Annotated in this window: 14 protein-coding genes; 2 read left to right on the top strand and 12 right to left on the bottom strand. The window is 41.8% G+C overall.

All coding sequences use genetic code 11. The features are described 5' to 3' along the window. Positions 1 to 91: 91 nt before the first annotated feature. Complete coding sequence (locus ACI3E5_RS05040; protein ID WP_498820949.1) at positions 92 to 1,423, bottom strand: hypothetical protein; 1,332 nt, start codon at positions 1,421 to 1,423, stop codon at positions 92 to 94. Between the two features lie 129 nt (positions 1,424 to 1,552). Here ACI3E5_RS05040 and ACI3E5_RS05035 point away from each other — a divergent pair, with 129 nt between their 5' ends. Next, on the top strand, positions 1,553 to 1,729 hold the full coding sequence (locus ACI3E5_RS05035; protein ID WP_194185319.1) for an SPJ_0845 family protein: 177 nt from the start codon (positions 1,553 to 1,555) through the stop codon (positions 1,727 to 1,729). A gap of 112 nt (positions 1,730 to 1,841) precedes the next feature. On the opposite strand, the gene ACI3E5_RS05030 is transcribed toward ACI3E5_RS05035, so the two are convergent. The 8 genes from ACI3E5_RS05030 to ACI3E5_RS04995 all read right to left on the bottom strand — a co-directional run bounded on the left by ACI3E5_RS05030 (position 1,842) and on the right by ACI3E5_RS04995 (position 9,594). After that, positions 1,842 to 2,723, bottom strand: coding sequence for a helix-turn-helix transcriptional regulator (locus ACI3E5_RS05030; protein ID WP_498820947.1), 882 nt, complete (start codon positions 2,721 to 2,723; stop codon positions 1,842 to 1,844). A 171-nt stretch (positions 2,724 to 2,894) separates the two neighbouring features. Continuing rightward, positions 2,895 to 3,479: a ribosome biogenesis GTP-binding protein YihA/YsxC gene (gene yihA, locus ACI3E5_RS05025; RefSeq protein WP_005225967.1), complete on the bottom strand. Its 585-nt coding sequence runs from the start codon at positions 3,477 to 3,479 to the stop codon at positions 2,895 to 2,897. A gap of 69 nt (positions 3,480 to 3,548) precedes the next feature. Beyond that, entirely contained in the window at positions 3,549 to 4,793 is a 1,245-nt protein-coding gene (gene clpX / locus ACI3E5_RS05020; protein WP_010748174.1) for an ATP-dependent Clp protease ATP-binding subunit ClpX, read from the bottom strand. A 226-nt stretch (positions 4,794 to 5,019) separates the two neighbouring features. Further along, the gene (gene tig, locus ACI3E5_RS05015) at positions 5,020 to 6,303 is read right to left on the bottom strand and encodes a trigger factor (protein WP_005225965.1); all 1,284 of its coding nucleotides are present in this window, start codon (positions 6,301 to 6,303) and stop codon (positions 5,020 to 5,022) included. A gap of 119 nt (positions 6,304 to 6,422) precedes the next feature. Then, positions 6,423 to 7,370: a hypothetical protein gene (locus tag ACI3E5_RS05010; RefSeq protein WP_194185317.1), complete on the bottom strand. Its 948-nt coding sequence runs from the start codon at positions 7,368 to 7,370 to the stop codon at positions 6,423 to 6,425. 37 nt (positions 7,371 to 7,407) lie between these two features. Next, positions 7,408 to 8,238: an RDD family protein gene (locus ACI3E5_RS05005; RefSeq protein ID WP_194185316.1), complete on the bottom strand. Its 831-nt coding sequence runs from the start codon at positions 8,236 to 8,238 to the stop codon at positions 7,408 to 7,410. A 2-nt stretch (positions 8,239 to 8,240) separates the two neighbouring features. After that, on the bottom strand, positions 8,241 to 9,272 hold the full coding sequence (gene sppA / locus ACI3E5_RS05000) for a signal peptide peptidase SppA (RefSeq protein ID WP_005235703.1): 1,032 nt from the start codon (positions 9,270 to 9,272) through the stop codon (positions 8,241 to 8,243). Between the two features lie 31 nt (positions 9,273 to 9,303). Further along, positions 9,304 to 9,594 (bottom strand): hypothetical protein, encoded by a 291-nt coding sequence (locus tag ACI3E5_RS04995; protein ID WP_005225961.1) that lies wholly within the window; start codon positions 9,592 to 9,594, stop codon positions 9,304 to 9,306. A gap of 445 nt (positions 9,595 to 10,039) precedes the next feature. Between ACI3E5_RS04995 and glmS the strand changes: the two genes are divergently transcribed. Next, on the top strand, positions 10,040 to 11,851 hold the full coding sequence (gene glmS / locus ACI3E5_RS04990) for a glutamine--fructose-6-phosphate transaminase (isomerizing) (RefSeq protein WP_194185315.1): 1,812 nt from the start codon (positions 10,040 to 10,042) through the stop codon (positions 11,849 to 11,851). Between the two features lie 291 nt (positions 11,852 to 12,142). Here glmS and glmM read toward each other — a convergent pair whose 3' ends face one another. Genes glmM through cdaA form a run of 3 tightly spaced genes read right to left on the bottom strand, consistent with a single transcriptional unit; the run spans position 12,143 to position 15,507 of the window. Then, entirely contained in the window at positions 12,143 to 13,498 is a 1,356-nt protein-coding gene (gene glmM, locus ACI3E5_RS04985; protein WP_005225959.1) for a phosphoglucosamine mutase, read from the bottom strand. 39 nt (positions 13,499 to 13,537) lie between these two features. Continuing rightward, on the bottom strand, positions 13,538 to 14,629 hold the full coding sequence (locus tag ACI3E5_RS04980; RefSeq protein ID WP_005225958.1) for a CdaR family protein: 1,092 nt from the start codon (positions 14,627 to 14,629) through the stop codon (positions 13,538 to 13,540). After that, complete coding sequence (cdaA, locus tag ACI3E5_RS04975; protein WP_005235688.1) at positions 14,626 to 15,507, bottom strand: diadenylate cyclase CdaA; 882 nt, start codon at positions 15,505 to 15,507, stop codon at positions 14,626 to 14,628. The genes ACI3E5_RS04980 and cdaA overlap by 4 nt, the downstream gene beginning before the upstream one ends. Positions 15,508 to 15,558 lie beyond the last annotated feature (51 nt).

Genomic DNA, 15,558 nt, shown 5'->3' with positions numbered 1-15,558 from the left:
TCAAAAGGATATTTTGCCATACAAATAACGACCCCCAAAAGTTAGATTTTTTGGTCTAACTTTTGGGGGTCGCTTCACTTGCGGGTCTTTTTCATTCTTGATTGGTAAAAAGCTGCTGCTCGACTAGCTTTTGGGTGTTCATAAAATACACTCGTAGTTTTTTCCCATCCTTCTTTAGATTGACCCATGTATATTTGCGCGTGCGGTGCAGATAGCCAAAATGAACATCAGGCATGGCCGCTTTCAAAGCATCTAGCGGTAAGTGCTTCAAAGCAGTCTCCGGCAAATAAAATTGCAGGCAAGCAGTATAGTCTTTAAAACGATCCTCTGAATATTCAATCTCAAGATGACTACGAATATAGAATGAATAAGCCTCTACCCCATCGTCTATCGTTAGTTCTGGCTTTAATACGATATAATCCATCATGCGCAACCGCTCTTGATCCACCCAGGGAAAATACGCTTGGGCATTTAGATACCCTTTCACTCGCCGCTCTTGATACTCTTCGTTCACGAGGTCGAAGCTTCTGGTGACAAAATGTGTCGCGCTGCGTTTTGTTGTTGGCTGCAGTCGATCATTTTGGTATTGAATGGTTTGGATCAAGTGATCACCAAAGGCATATTCAATATATGGTTCTCTCAAATTACCGACCCCGTTATCCCAAGTCAATTGATCGATTCCAGTTTGATCACGAAACAATCGCTGGTAGGATAGATTCAATTCGTGATCCCACTGGAAAGGATCTCGATACAATTCCACCAACACAACCCCTTGGTCTCTTACCTGCACTTGCTCCACCTGCTGCGCATCAGTAATGATCACCTGAGGAATGATATGTGCGTAGAATGCCGAAAAGTACATGCGCCAGCAAGAAGTCAGTGTATAGCCATTGTAAAAGACGTCGTAACCAGAAAACTGATTGCAGTCGATGACGATTTCTTGTTCAAAGTTTTTCCGCTTCGGTAACGCGTTGATTTCAGCAATCGATTGAAAATTTTGTCTTTTCTTGATTCCCTCGACGTTATGCATCAAGTACTCGTCATATGAACGCAAATAGCCGAACAAGCCATCTCTTTGCATCGTTTCATCGAAGTAACTTAAAATCACGGGTTTTTGCGTGGAAAATACGTCTTTCGTAAACAGGTGCCGTTGTAAAACAGCCTCTTGAATGATATGGATACTGGACTCATTTTGGCCGTCCGTCACAATCAATTCCGTATTGATTTCTTCAGGGGCGCTATGCAGCAGTTGACTGACCTCATCCAAATCATAAGGTTTCTTTGCTTGCTGATTGTAGTAGTATTCCGTCGGCTGATAGCTAAGACGAACCAAAGCGAACCAATTTTCAATCAACAAACGCAACTGCGCTGCTTCCATTTGGGTTGATTGTAGAAAGCCATAGATTTTTTCAGTTTTGATCATCGCTATCCCTCTTTTCTATCCCCTTTCTTTAATTATAGTAAAGGGGGAAACGATTGAACACTATTTCGCTTTTTTTTGATGAAATCTACCACCGTTCGTGGTAAACTTAAGGCGCTTGGAGGTGAACCTATGGGCTTAAAATTCCAACGAGAAGACTCGCTAGATAAAATGTTTGATGATTTTGCCTTTCTTCCCGATAACGACAAAGACAAGAAAAAGCAGGAAAACGATATTGAGCGTTTCTTGAAAAACGAATCTGATGAAGAGAAAAAAACACAACCTAATGATAGTAAGAAAGCAGACTAATAAAAAAGGCAAAGGACGCGTCAGTCCCTTGCCTTTTTTACTTGCCAAAATAGAAAATGAGCCACTGAAGCTACATAAGTTCAACGATCAGAATCATCATCTAGAGGTTTTCTTATAGCTCTTCATACAACATGCTTTGACGTAATCGCACCAAACCAATGGTCAACAAGCAGAGAATAAAAAAGATGGTTGCTAAGATCGTCACCACGAAGATCACCACAAAAATCGGTGAGCTTGTAAAACGAATCATTGGTTTAAAGATAGTGGTTTTGATCAAGTCAGGGATCTCTGAGACTAAGAGTTGTTGAATCGCTTGGTTAAAATCTTCCGTGGTTGAATTTGATGGCAAAACAGCCATAAAACTCCCTACACCATAATTTGCGACCCCAATCCAAGCAATTGCGACATTTGCTAGAGCGAGCCAGCCAACGCCAAGATTACCGACAACGATCGAACCGATCGCAAGATTGCCAATGCCAACTAATAAGCCAAAGCAGAGATTCCCTATTGCAATGACACCAATACTGACTGTCCCAATCCCCAACATTCCGAAGGACAATAAACCAATCGATAAAAAGCCTAAACTGACAACCCCCAAAGCAATAATCCCTTTGGCTTTGACACCAAGGCTAAACCAGCCACTGGCAGTTGGTAACTCTTTCATCAGCACAAAAAACGCTCGAACACTCGTCACTTGATTCAGTAATAAGAATAAATTGGGAATCAAAATGTGCATTAACGGAAGCCGAAGAACCGTCCGTTCACTTTTGTATTCATAATAGTAGGTTTCTTTCTTTTCTTTTAATAGCTCTTCCACTGGTGTGCCTAATAAATCGGCTAGACGGACCAATGTCTCGATGTCTGGCAACCCATTTCCTCGTTCCCATTTTGAAATGGCCTTATCAGAAACAAATAACCTCGCAGCTAATTCCTTCTGTGTTAAATTATGTCTTGATCGATACTCTTTTAATTTTTTACTTAATGATTCATGCATTCGACCACACCTCCTTGTTACAAGTTTAACAAATAACAAGGAGATTTTCGCTAAAATGGAGCAAATTCAGCACTCTACGCTGCGTAGAATAGCTTAAATCAGCTGATTTCCACTGTAAAATGAGAAAAACCGAAGCAAAGGACTTTCTTGCTTCGGTTTCCTAAATGATACTTATTTTATTGCTGCTTCAATCGCTTTCCACGCTTCTTCTTTTCCTTGTTTGGTAATGGAAGAAAAGAGGATAAACGTATCTGCTGGATCAAAGGATAATGCTTTTTTGATCATGCTTTCATGCTTGTTCCATTTCCCACGAGGGATTTTGTCTGCTTTGGTGGCGACCACGATCACTGGAATCTCGTAGTATTTCAAAAACTCATACATTTGAATATCTTCTTGTGAGGGGGCATGACGCAAATCAACAAGAGATACGACTGCACGCAGCTGCTCTCTTTGTTCAAGATATGTCTCAATCATTTTCCCCCATTTCGCTCGCTCTGTTTTCGATACTTTTGCATAGCCGTAGCCGGGGACATCGACAAAATGCAGCGTATTTTCAATCAAATAAAAGTTCAGCGTTTGCGTCTTCCCAGGTTTTGATGAGGTACGGGCTAAATTTTTACGATTGATCAATGTATTGATGAAGGATGACTTTCCGACATTTGAGCGGCCTGCTAAGGCAATCTCCGGTAAAGGTGTAGCTGGATATTGTGCTGGAGAAACGGCACTGATGACGATTTCAGCATCATGTACTTTCATCGAATCGCTCCTTTCTATTTTTTCAAAAAGAAAGCCGGATAGCAATGAAACTATCCGACTTGGTCTCGATTAGACTGCTTTTTTGGTCTCTTCATTGTAAATGATTTTTGGTTCACCAAGTCCTTTTGCCGCTTCTTCCGTGATGGTGACTTTTTGGATCGACTCATCAGAAGGGACATTGAACATGACATCCATCATGATATTCTCGATGATCGAACGCAACCCACGAGCACCGGTATTTCGCTCAATGGCTTGCGCAGCAATGGCACGCAAAGCCTCTGGCTCAAATTCCAGCTCGGTGTCATCTAATGCCATTAACTTTTGGTATTGTTTGACCAGCGCATTTTTTGGTTCAGTCAAAATATGCACTAAATCATCTACTGTTAATTTCTCTAGGGCAGCCATCACTGGCAAGCGGCCAATAAATTCAGGAATCAAACCGAATTTAAGCAAGTCTTCAGGAATGATTTGCTGCATCACGCTTTCGCCTTCTTCAAGGCGCTTATTGTTCGTGCCAAAACCAATTGTTTTTTCACCTAAACGGTTTTTAACGATGGTTTCGATTCCGTCAAACGCCCCACCAACGATAAAGAGAATATTGGTGGTATCAATTTGGATCATCTCTTGATGTGGATGTTTTCGTCCACCTTGTGGCGGTACACTAGCAGTCGTTCCTTCTAGGATCTTCAGCAATGCTTGCTGCACGCCTTCACCGGATACGTCACGAGTAATCGATACATTTTCACTCTTACGGGCGATTTTATCGATCTCATCAATATAGATGATTCCTTTTTCTGCCATTTCTACGTTATAATCAGCAGCTTGTAACAGTTTCAAAAGAATGTTTTCCACATCTTCACCGACATAGCCGGCTTCTGTCAAACTGGTTGCATCAGCGATTGCAAAAGGCACGTTTAGTGAACGTGCTAACGTTTGTGCCAAAAATGTTTTCCCAGAACCTGTTGGTCCGATCAAGCAAATATTGCTTTTTTGTAATTCTACATCTTCTGCTGTCGTTTCTACATTGACCCGTTTGTAGTGATTGTAAACCGCCACAGCCAATGTCCGTTTCGCACGATCTTGTCCAATCACATATTCATTGAGAACATTCAGTAGTTCTTGCGGTTTCGGCACTTCGGTAAATTCACGAATTGCTTCTTCGTAAAACTCTTCATCAATGATTTCTTTACACAAATCGATGCATTCATTACAGATATAGACCCCCGGACCTGCAACGATCTTTTTCACCTCTTCTTGCGTTTTGCCACAAAAAGAACAACGAACAGCTTCATTACCGTTTGTATTATCGTACATACTGTTCACCCCTTGAAAATTTTCCAACCTATTTAAAGGAGTGGAATTTTGTTTACTAACTTTGCAGTCTTAAACAATCATATCATAACTTTTTTGAAAGAAAAAGTTCTTTTTACGTTGCCTAACGTTTTCTTATCATTTGTTAGTAATTGTTAAACTAGCCCCTCTTACTCCCAAGAAAAAACGGCAAACACCGCTAGATGTTCGCCGTTTTTAAGCATGTTGCTTACGCTTCTTTTGCAGTACCTGTGACAAGTTCAACTGCTTTCTTCATCGTGATATCATGTTTCAACATGTCTTCTGTTAAGACGCGTTTGATTTGATCCACTGGCATGTTGTAAGCTTCAGAAAGTTCTTTGATTTCGTTTTCGATATCTTCTTCTGTTGCTTCCAAACCTTCTGCTTTAGCGATTGCTTCAATAACAAGGTTTGTTTTCACGCGGGTTTCTGCTTCACCTTCAAATTGTGTGTGTAGATCTGCTTCAGTTGAACCAGTTAATTGATAATACATTTCTGGTGAGATTCCTTGACGTTGCATGTTGTTCAAGAATTCATCCATTGAACGGTGTACTTCATCATGAACCATTGAATGTGGTAATTCAACGATTTCTGCGTTTTCAACTGCTTGACGGATCGCAGCTTCATCTTTTGCATCTTCAGCTGCTTTTTCTTTTGTTTCAGTCAATTCAGCACGGTATTTTTCTTTTAATTCAGCTAATGATTCAACGCTGTCATCAACGTCTTTTGCGAATTCATCATCTAATTCAGGAAGTTCTTTTGCTTTTACTTCGTGAACAGTTACTTTGAAGACTGCTTCTTTACCAGCTAAATCTTCTGCTTGATAATCTTCTGGGAAAGTAACGGTAACGTCTTTGCTATCACCAGCTTTTGTTCCTACTAATTGTTCTTCAAAACCAGGGATGAATGAGTTTGAGCCAAGTTCAAGTGAGTAGTTTTCACCTTTGCCGCCTTCAAATGTTTCTTCCCCTAAGAAGCCTTCAAAGTCGATAACGACTGTGTCGCCATTTTCAGCTGCTTCGTCTTCTTTGATAACTAATTCAGCTTGTGCTTCTTGTTCACGTTTGATGCGTGCATCCACGTCTTCTTCTGTGACTTCACGGTCTTGTTTTTCAACTGTTAATTCTTTGTAATCACCAAGTTTTACTTCAGGTTTTACAGTAACTTCTGCTTTGATAACCCAATCTTGGCCTTTTTCCATGCTGTCAACGTCGATTTTTGGTTGCGCAACAGGATCGATCCCTGCTTCTTTTACAGCAGCTTCATAAGCTTCTGGAAGAACAGCGTTCAATGCATCTTCATACAACGCTTCTTCGCCGTACATACGGTTAAATACTTGGCGTGAAACTTTCCCTTTACGGAAGCCAGGTACGTTAAGATTGCCTTTCACTTTATTGAATGCAGTCGTCAAGCCTTTTTGGATTTCTGCTTGAGCGATCGTAAATGTCAAAACACCATCATTGGTGCCTGTTTTTTCCCATTTTGCAGTCATTTATTTCCCTCCGAATATTAATTGATTTACATATGAAATAGCTTCATGCATACCTTTAAATAGTACACTAACGTTGTTTAATTGTAAACATTTTACCATGAAAGTTGCGAATTTTTCTTTCAGCGAATGCTCAATCGTAGGATATTGCGTAAGTGTCGTTTGCGTTCTTCTATTTCATTCGCTACTTTTGGCTGTTCTTTTTCTTCAAATAACCCGCGATAATCTTCAATGTAGCTTGCCACCCATGCTTTTGCCTCCTCTTTTGCAGGTAAAAATGGGTAGCTGATGGCTAAATGATCATTGATCTCTGCTGAGACGCTTTCTGCTAAAATCGGATCTTCTTGGGCGATCGTTTCGTCAATCTCTTTCTGGATCGCTTTAACAGCGGCATCTTCTTGCAAAAGTTTTAACTCTTTCGGAACGATTTGCTGCATATTCCCAAGGTAATCGATCAGTTCAAAAGGTTCATCCACTTCAAGACGCACGAGCTCATCCACTAATTTGGGCAGTAAATATGGATTTTTGATGGAAGCTAACGTTTCATGCATCAGCGTGACAAATTGTGGTTTGGTAATGGCTTGGGTAAAAACGTGCCATTCTGTTGCACTCACCGGTTGATTGGCTTCATCTAATGCACGTAAATGCTTGCGTTTCCCATGAAAATCTTCCAGTCCTAAAATTTGCTGCACTTCTTCTACCTTTGCTAATTCACTTGCTAACTGTTCCTGATAGCGGCTTGCAATTTTTGTTTTTTTACCTAATGTAAGCCAGCGCCGAGCTTTTAAATACTGACCATCCAATATCAGCAGATGACCAATTTGTAAATACCCGTCGGTTTCTTTTAGATAGTCATCCAAATAGTCTTCCGCCAGATCTAACGCTTTGGCAAAATCATTCAACTGCTGCAGACATTCAACCAGCCATTGATTGATCTCAAAACTGGCATTTTTTTGATAGAGTTCATTGTACAGGCGAAAAGCTTGCAAAAACTCCTTTGACTGGTAGGCTTTTTCTGCCGCCAGCCGAAGCCGATCATTTGGTCCTGGGAAAGCAATCGTCTCACCCATTCTCGATCCCTCCTTTACTACTTGCTTGATCTGCTAGTTAGTTTTGTGCGCCACTCATTACGTGATTGGCATCCACCTGTTTATTGAAAGCTTTGATCAGATTAATGGTCACCACACTGGTTTCTGCGAAATAATCCGCAGCCTGCTGCTTATTTTTATTAAAGACGATTGGTAAGTAACCGAGATAAAAGAAAAGATTGAATTGTAATACGTAGCGTCCGCAAAGCTCGCGAATCAACACAGTTTGCCAGCTGAGTTCTTCCTCTACAAAAGAAACCACTCGAATGCCAAAAAGCATTTTCCCAATCGTTTGACCATGATTTAGCTTTGTCATTAGAACAAAATAGCCTAGATAGATTGCTAAGGCACAGAAGTTGTAAAGGCCAAACCGCTGATTGGTTGCCGTTAAATTCGCTAGATTGTAGATACTACCGATCGTTATTTGGGTAATCGCTCGGATCACCAACACATCAACGAGATAAGCAAAGAAACGAATCCAAAACCCAGCAAAAAAGTAGCTAGGAAAATCATTGAAGAACCGTTTGTCTTCTGCCTGTTTTTCAGGTTCTTCATACCGTTGCCAGGCTTGTTGTTTTTCCTCAATCTCGCTTTGGGTATACTCTTCTTCCTTAAAAGACGTCAAGACTTGTTGGTAAAAATCATCGGGATGATTTACTTGTGCGTTCCTCATCGCTTTGCTGGCGTTTACTGGTTCGGTTGTTTCTGAAACCTGCGCTTCAGTTGGCACATCCGTATGACCGGTTGACGGTGTCGAGGTTTCCCGCTGTTCCCTTTGATCGATTGACGAACTTGTGTGATTGTCATCCCTTGACGATGTGCCAGCGGAATACTTGTTTTTCTCTGTCATAGTCATTCACCTCCATAATAATAAAGAGGTTTTGGAGCATCGCTGGTTCCAAGGCTTTCCATCAATTGGATCACTCGCTCTGTGTTTGATTCTTTTAATCCTTGTAGTTCGGCTAAACTTGAACCTAACCAAGTAGAAGCAAATCCAGTAGATGAAACATCATAGCTGAAAATCTCGGCATCTTCCAAGCCTAGATCTGCTTGCATTGCTGCTAATGTATCTTCAGGAAAACCGATTTCATCCACTAAACCAACGGATACTGCTTGCTGCCCATCATAGATGCGGCCATCAGCGATCTTTCTAACGGCTTCTTCTGTCATGCCGCGTCCTTCTGCTACGATTTTTACGAACCGACCATAGGCATTGTCGACGTAGGTCTGCAAGACTTCCTTGTCGGCTTCTGTGGGTTCTCTCGTTGCTGAACCTACATCTTTTAGTGCGCCACTTTTATACGTATTGTCTTCGATCCCTAGCTTTTCGAATAAGCCAGCATAGTTTAGCCCTGACATGATCACCCCGATTGAACCAGTAATGGTTTCATCCGTTGCAAAAATTTTATCAGCACCTGCCGAGATATAATAACCGCCACTGGCTGCCATGTTTTTCATACTGACATACATTGGAATCCCTAACTCTTTGATTTTTGCTAACTCACGAGCGATCTCCGCACTTTCATAGACGCCGCCTCCTGGGGTATTGACTTCCATCAAGATGCCCCCAATAGTTGGATCTTCTTGGATCATCCGTAGTTCTTCTAAAAATCGCTGATGATCATAAGACTCTGTTGTGAATAAGCCGCCACTGGAGCTGCTGGCGATGGTTCCTTCTAAAGATAAGCGAACAATACGATTGTCTTGATCTCCGGCAACTAACGTTGTCTCTTCGATCGCATTACTTCCATAGAACAAAGCATTTAACCCTTGCAGCGTTTGAGTTTCCTCTTGCTCTGGACGATTTGTGATTACTGAAAAAACCCCCGAGCAGATAAATAACCCTGCTGCGATCGCCGCTGCGATCCATCTTCTTTTATTCATTTTCCCACCTAACTTTTCACCTTTCCCATTTTTAGTATAGATTTTTGATGACGATCACTGCTTCTTCGTCTCCAACCGCATCAAATTTCTCACTTTTTTCAGCTAAGACGTAGCCACCAAAAAATTCCTTTGTCAGTTCATCCTGGACTTCGAATGTTTGCGCGGTTTCCACGGTGACTGATCCAGGTAAAATTTCTTGCAAGCTGTCCCAGCCCGTATCCAACATGACCTTTGTTTCATCTGTGACATTAGGATCTTTTTCTATCGCAGCTACCATTTTCTTTAGCTCTGAAAAAGTCATACAATTTACAAATTCTGGCATTTCATTCCCTCACTTTCTTACTTTTTTATTGTAGCGAACTTAAAAAAAAAAGCATAGCTTTATGAGGAAATTTCTTGGGAATCTTATTCGACAAAGCTATGTCAGCTGTTTTGATTTCCTTTAAACAGGTTCAAACCAACCTTACCAATAACTATACCAATTAATTTTATATAACTTTGAGTTGACAGAAACAGGAATAAATATTATGATATTGCTTGTATTTCTATAAAATATCTCACAAGGAGGATAGATAGACCAATAAGGATAGCGCCTGATCTGGAAACAGATGACGAGGAAAGAGTTTATCGAAACATTCGGCGGATGACTCTAGGGACTGCACTCTACAGGCAAGAACAAATCTCATCGTAAGGTGATGACAAAGACTTGCTACGCAGATAGAAATACATAATGCCAAACTAAATTTTTTGAAAGTAGGATTATCATTATGTGTGGAATTGTAGGAATCGTAGGAAAATCAAATGCAGAACGAATTATTTTGAACGGATTGGAACGCTTAGAGTATCGCGGCTATGACTCAGCAGGTCTTTATGTCGCTGATCGGACTTCGGATCACTTAATTAAAGCCCAAGGAAGAATCAAAAACTTGGAAGAAAAAGTGACTTCTGAAGTAACAGGAACGATCGGTATCGGACATACCCGTTGGGCGACCCACGGCAAGCCATCAGAAATGAACGCTCATCCTCACACTTCAGCAAACCAAGCACTCGTGTTGGTTCATAACGGTGTGATAGAAAACTTTGAAGAGCTTCATCAAGAATATTTAAGCAACCACCAATTTGAAGGTCAAACAGATACGGAAATCGTTGTTCATTTGATTGAAGCATTGAAGGAGCAAGACAACAGCACGACCAAAGCAGCCTTTAAAAAAGCTTTGTCCTTGATTCGCGGCTCTTATGCCTTTGCCTTAGTAGAAAAAAATGATCCAGAAACCATTTATGTTGCCAAAAACAAAAGTCCTTTATTGATCGGTTTGGGAGATGGGTTCAATGTCATCTGCAGCGATGCCTTAGCAATGCTCGATCAAACGACTCACTTTGTTGAGATCGAAGATGGCGAAATGGTGACCGTAACAGCCGATGCGATCGAAATTGAAGATCCAAAAGGAAACCTTGTGTACCGTGAGTCTTATGAAGCACAACTAGATCTGACTGACATCGAAAAAGGAACATACCCTTACTACATGTTAAAAGAAATCGATGATCAACCAACTGTGATGCGCCGCTTGATTCAAGAATATCAAGGAGAATCTGGTGAAGTAGTGATCGATCCAGCGTTAAAAAACGAACTTTTAGCTAGCGATCGGATCTACATCATTGCTTGTGGTACTAGCAATCATGCGGGCTGGGCAGCAAAAGCCATTTTAGAAAAACTAACACAGATCCCTGTTGAGGTTCATTTATCTAGTGAGTTTGGCTACAACATGCCATTGTTGTCAGCAAACCCCTTCTTCTTGTTCTTATCACAAAGTGGTGAAACGGCAGATAGCCGTCAAGTATTAGTGACGATCAACCAGTTAGGTCTTCCTAGTCTGACGATTACCAACGTTGCTGGTTCTACTCTTTCTCGAGAAGCGAACCATACCTTATTGCTTCATGCTGGTCCAGAAATCGCTGTTGCCTCTACAAAGGCGTATACTGCACAGATCGCAGTGATGACGTTATTAGCAAAAGCCATTGGTGATGAAAAAGCTGTTCCTGAAGCATTGGACTTTGATGTTTTCCATGAACTAAGCATCGTTGCTTCTGCAATGGAGGCTTTAGTGGATGAAAAAGCTGTTATCAGTCAATTTGCTGAGGATTTCCTTTCCGAAACCCGTAATGCGTTTTACATTGGACGTGGAAATGATTACTATGTATCGATGGAAGCGGCATTGAAATTAAAAGAAATTTCTTATATCCAAGCGGAAGGCTTTGCGGCTGGTGAATTAAAACACGGCACCATCGCGTTGATCGAAGAAGGTACACCAGTGATCGGTGTGATCACGGAAGAAGTGACCGGCTCTCATACGCGAGGCAATTTGAAAGAAGTCGAATCTCGTGGGGCTCATACCCTTGTGATCGTTAGCCAAGAATTAGCAAAAGCGACTGATCAAATCATTTTACCAAGCGTTCACCCATTGGTAACCAGCTTAGTGGCAGTCGTTCCAACACAGCTGCTGGCTTACTTTGCCACTTTACAGCGCGGATTCGACGTTGATAAACCAAGAAACTTAGCAAAATCCGTTACCGTTGAATAAGTTTTTTAAAAGATTGAAACCGAATTGGTTATCTTCTGTATAATAAAAAGAACTCCTCGTTCGATGACTCGATCGTTCATAGGGGTTCTTTTTTTCTTGTCTACTGCACAACAAATCCGAAAAGACTTTTAAAAGCAACTATCCTTCGCAAGGCTTGCCCACTGCGTCTCCTCTGTTAAGCGTTGCCGACAAAATCGTTGACAAGTTTCTCTAATTCGCAAGTTGGCTTCTTGCTGGTAAGTAGACAAAAAAGACGACCAAAGACATCCTTTGGTCGTCTTACTTCTTTATTTATTCCGCACCGATTTCCTCTCGAACGACCGCTGCGATTTTTTCTACATAGTAATCGACTTTTTCAATGGTTGGCGCTTCTGCCATCACCCGAAGCAATGGTTCTGTTCCTGAAGGACGAACCAAGATACGGCCTTCGCCGTTCATTTCTGCTTCTGTCTCTTCCACGATTTTACGGATAGCTGGAACATCCATCGCGCCATTTTTATCTGTCACTCGAATGTTGACAAGTTTTTGTGGATAGATCGTTACCTCTCCTGCTAATTCCGACAGTTTCTTGCCCGTTTGTTTCATGATATTCAATAGTTGAATTCCTGATAGCAAACCGTCACCTGTCGTATTGAAATCCAAGAAAATCATGTGACCTGATTGCTCGCCACCAAAATTATAATCGTTTTTACGCATTTCTTCGACGACATAACGGTCACCGACTTGTGTGATGACATCTTTCAGTCCAATTGCTTCCACTGCTTTATGGAACCCTAAATTGCTCATGACTGTTGTCACGATCGTTCCTTGGTTCAAGCGCTTTTGCTCCGCTAAATATTTCGCACAGATATACATGATTTTATCGCCATCAACGATGTTTCCTAGTTCATCTACTGCGATGACCCGATCACCATCTCCATCAAACGCAAGACCAGCATCCGCCCCTTTTTCAACGACAAATTCAGCTAACGCTTCAGGGTGAGTCGATCCCACACCATCATTAATGTTCAACCCGTCTGGAGACGTCCCCATTGTGAAGAATTCTGTTTCTAGATCGGCAAACAAACGATTGACACTTGTTGCTGTTGCGCCATTTGCTGCATCAACACACACCGTGATTCCTTCCAAATCATCAGGAATCGTTTGACGTAGAAATTGAGAGTATTTCAACAACCCTTCTGGAAACTCATCCACCGTTCCTAAGCCATCGGCAGAAGGACGTGGAAGTGTGTCTTCCGGCGCATCAAGTAATGCTTCAATTTCAGCTTCTTGTTCATCGACTAATTTAAAGCCATCATTCCCGAAAAACTTGATGCCATTGTCTTGTGCAGGATTGTGAGAGGCAGAGATCATTACACCTGCACTCGCTTTTTGCACTTTCGTCAAGTACGCAACACCCGGTGTAGAAATAACACCTAATTGAAATACCTCGATCCCGACAGATAATAGTCCAGCGATCAATGCATTTTCTAGCATCTGTCCAGAAATCCGTGTGTCCCGTCCCACCAAAACGCGGGGACGGCGGTCACCAGTTTCATGTTGACTTAATACATAGCCGCCGTAACGACCTAATTTAAATGCTAATTCAGGTGTCAACTCCTTGTTTGCTTCTCCTCTAACACCATCAGTACCAAAATATTTTCCCATTTTTATAACCTCTCTTATTCATTCTCTACAGTCAAACGACTAAGAACTGCTTGTCGTCGTGCTGCTTGCGGAATTCTCTGTTTGTTCTTGCGTCGTGTCGACTGTCGAAGAATTGGCTTGAGAATTCGCACTGTTCGTTGCTTCATCGCCATCATTGTTTGATTGATTCTCAGTAGTTGTTTCTGCAACCGGAGTGATTTGGATCGTCACTACTGTTGGATTGATCGTTGTTCCCTCTGGTACTGGAATCGTTACTGTCCGTTCGGTCGTGGTTGTGATCTCACTAACATCCACTGGGACACCGATCTGCTGGGTCTCATCCAAAATACTTTGTGGTCCTGTTAGCACCGCACTGATACTACTCATCCGGTAGATGTAATGAGATATCCCATCTGGTGTTGTCCCCTGTTGAGTGACAAACAATTCAATTTCTTTGCTTGGTGCTTCCATCATCAATGCCACATCGACCGAATCTGGCTCAGGAATGATCGCTAAAGGATTGTTTTCACTATCCCAAGCCTCGATCGTTCCATCCACCGTGATCGAATCGCCAGTAATATCATCTGGATTCACGATCGCTACCACTCGGTCGATTTCTGCCAGTGTCTTGTCGCCAGTAGTGATCTCTACTTCTTGCGGTTCAACACTCATTGAATCAACGCCGTAACCACTCGTTGCTCCATCAGTCGAGATGACTGGCTCAACGGTAAACGTTTGGGTGACTTTTTTCTCAATCGTCACAGTGACGGTTTTGGGTTCGATTTCGGCTGTCACACTTGAGCTAAGATTTTTCACTTCTAAAGGGACCTCATGGGTTCCTTCATCGAGTCCAGTCAAATCAGCAACTACTCGAAAGCTCCGCGTTTCCTCGCTACGTTCAGCATTCAATTGCACCCGATTTCGACTAGACAAAGTCACGTCTACTGTTGTTTCAAATCCTTGGATAAAGTATTCATCTGTGTCATAGGTGGTCTGAATCGGTACATTATCGATCTCTTCCTCATAAGGATTTGAAGTTCCTGCAAGGTTGACTTGCAGGCTTGATCCGCTGGCGATGAAAAACAGAACCAGACTAAAGAACAGCGCTAGTATACCATAAAATACGTTTTGACGACGTTCTTTCTTGATCATTTTCTTCCTCCTTTGTTGACCCCTTCAAAGAAAGATTGCAGCAAGTTGCGTTTACCAGGCTTTTCTTCTGGCACTAATTCGCGATTCAACACGTCGAGATACTCTTGTCGCGAAAGCTCAGTAAGCATCCGATTATTCAGGGTAATACTGACGTCTCCCGTCTCCTCTGAGACGATAATGGTCAACGCATCACTAACTTCTGAAATCCCGACAGCCGCTCGATGGCGCGTCCCAAATTCTTTGGGAATCAACGGACTTTCTGACAGTGGTAAGTAGGCACTAGCAACAGCGATCTTATCATCTCTTAAGATGACTGCACCATCGTGTAGCGGTGTATTGGGAATAAAAATATTGATCAGTAATTCGCCCGTCACGTCCGCATCTAAAGGAATCCCCGTTTCAATATATTCTTCTAACCCCGTCGTCCGTTCGATCGTGATCAATGCACCGATTTTTCGTTTTGCCATATATTGAACAGCTTTGTCCAACGCTTGGACCAACACTTCATCCCGTCGTTTTTCATTCTTAGAAGTCTTGAAGAAAGAGCTACGGCCAAGATGCTCCAGCCCTCGTCGAATTTCTGGTTGGAAAATAACAATCGCGGCGATCACCCCATACGTGATGACTTGATCCATCAACCAAGATAGCGTCTTTAATCCTACGATACCTGCCAAAAACCTTAGAACAATGAATAGGCCGACGCCTTTAAACAACTGGATCGCTTTTGTTCCTCGTACAAGCTGGATCAGCTTATAAACCAAGTACCAAACAACGATCACATCTAAAACATTTACTAAAAATGACCAAGAAAATATATCAAATGAGAGCAATTCTCTCCAATAATCTAAATTAAAAAAATCCCTGAAATTTATCAACATAAACAGCCTTCCTTTATTCTTAAGACTTCAGATAATAGTATAACATAGGAC

The organism is Candidatus Enterococcus avicola, assembly GCF_047470845.1.
Classification (GTDB): domain Bacteria; phylum Bacillota; class Bacilli; order Lactobacillales; family Enterococcaceae; genus Enterococcus_D; species Enterococcus_D casseliflavus.
This window is presented reverse-complemented; position numbering and strand designations above follow the sequence as displayed.

Excerpts from the sequence above, each read along its gene's own strand:
- ACI3E5_RS05040 (WP_498820949.1), bottom strand. The coding sequence starts at position 1,423 with ATGATCAAAACTGAAAAAATCTATGGCTTTCTACAATCAACCCAAATG.
- ACI3E5_RS05035 (WP_194185319.1), top strand. The coding sequence starts at position 1,553 with ATGGGCTTAAAATTCCAACGAGAAGACTCGCTAGATAAAATGTTTGAT.
- ACI3E5_RS05030 (WP_498820947.1), bottom strand. The coding sequence starts at position 2,723 with ATGCATGAATCATTAAGTAAAAAATTAAAAGAGTATCGATCAAGACAT.
- yihA (WP_005225967.1), bottom strand. The coding sequence starts at position 3,479 with ATGAAAGTACATGATGCTGAAATCGTCATCAGTGCCGTTTCTCCAGCA.
- clpX (WP_010748174.1), bottom strand. The coding sequence starts at position 4,793 with ATGTACGATAATACAAACGGTAATGAAGCTGTTCGTTGTTCTTTTTGT.
- tig (WP_005225965.1), bottom strand. The coding sequence starts at position 6,303 with ATGACTGCAAAATGGGAAAAAACAGGCACCAATGATGGTGTTTTGACA.
- ACI3E5_RS05010 (WP_194185317.1), bottom strand. The coding sequence starts at position 7,370 with ATGGGTGAGACGATTGCTTTCCCAGGACCAAATGATCGGCTTCGGCTG.
- ACI3E5_RS05005 (WP_194185316.1), bottom strand. The coding sequence starts at position 8,238 with ATGACAGAGAAAAACAAGTATTCCGCTGGCACATCGTCAAGGGATGAC.
- sppA (WP_005235703.1), bottom strand. The coding sequence starts at position 9,272 with ATGAATAAAAGAAGATGGATCGCAGCGGCGATCGCAGCAGGGTTATTT.
- ACI3E5_RS04995 (WP_005225961.1), bottom strand. The coding sequence starts at position 9,594 with ATGCCAGAATTTGTAAATTGTATGACTTTTTCAGAGCTAAAGAAAATG.
- glmS (WP_194185315.1), top strand. The coding sequence starts at position 10,040 with ATGTGTGGAATTGTAGGAATCGTAGGAAAATCAAATGCAGAACGAATT.
- glmM (WP_005225959.1), bottom strand. The coding sequence starts at position 13,498 with ATGGGAAAATATTTTGGTACTGATGGTGTTAGAGGAGAAGCAAACAAG.
- ACI3E5_RS04980 (WP_005225958.1), bottom strand. The coding sequence starts at position 14,629 with ATGATCAAGAAAGAACGTCGTCAAAACGTATTTTATGGTATACTAGCG.
- cdaA (WP_005235688.1), bottom strand. The coding sequence starts at position 15,507 with ATGTTGATAAATTTCAGGGATTTTTTTAATTTAGATTATTGGAGAGAA.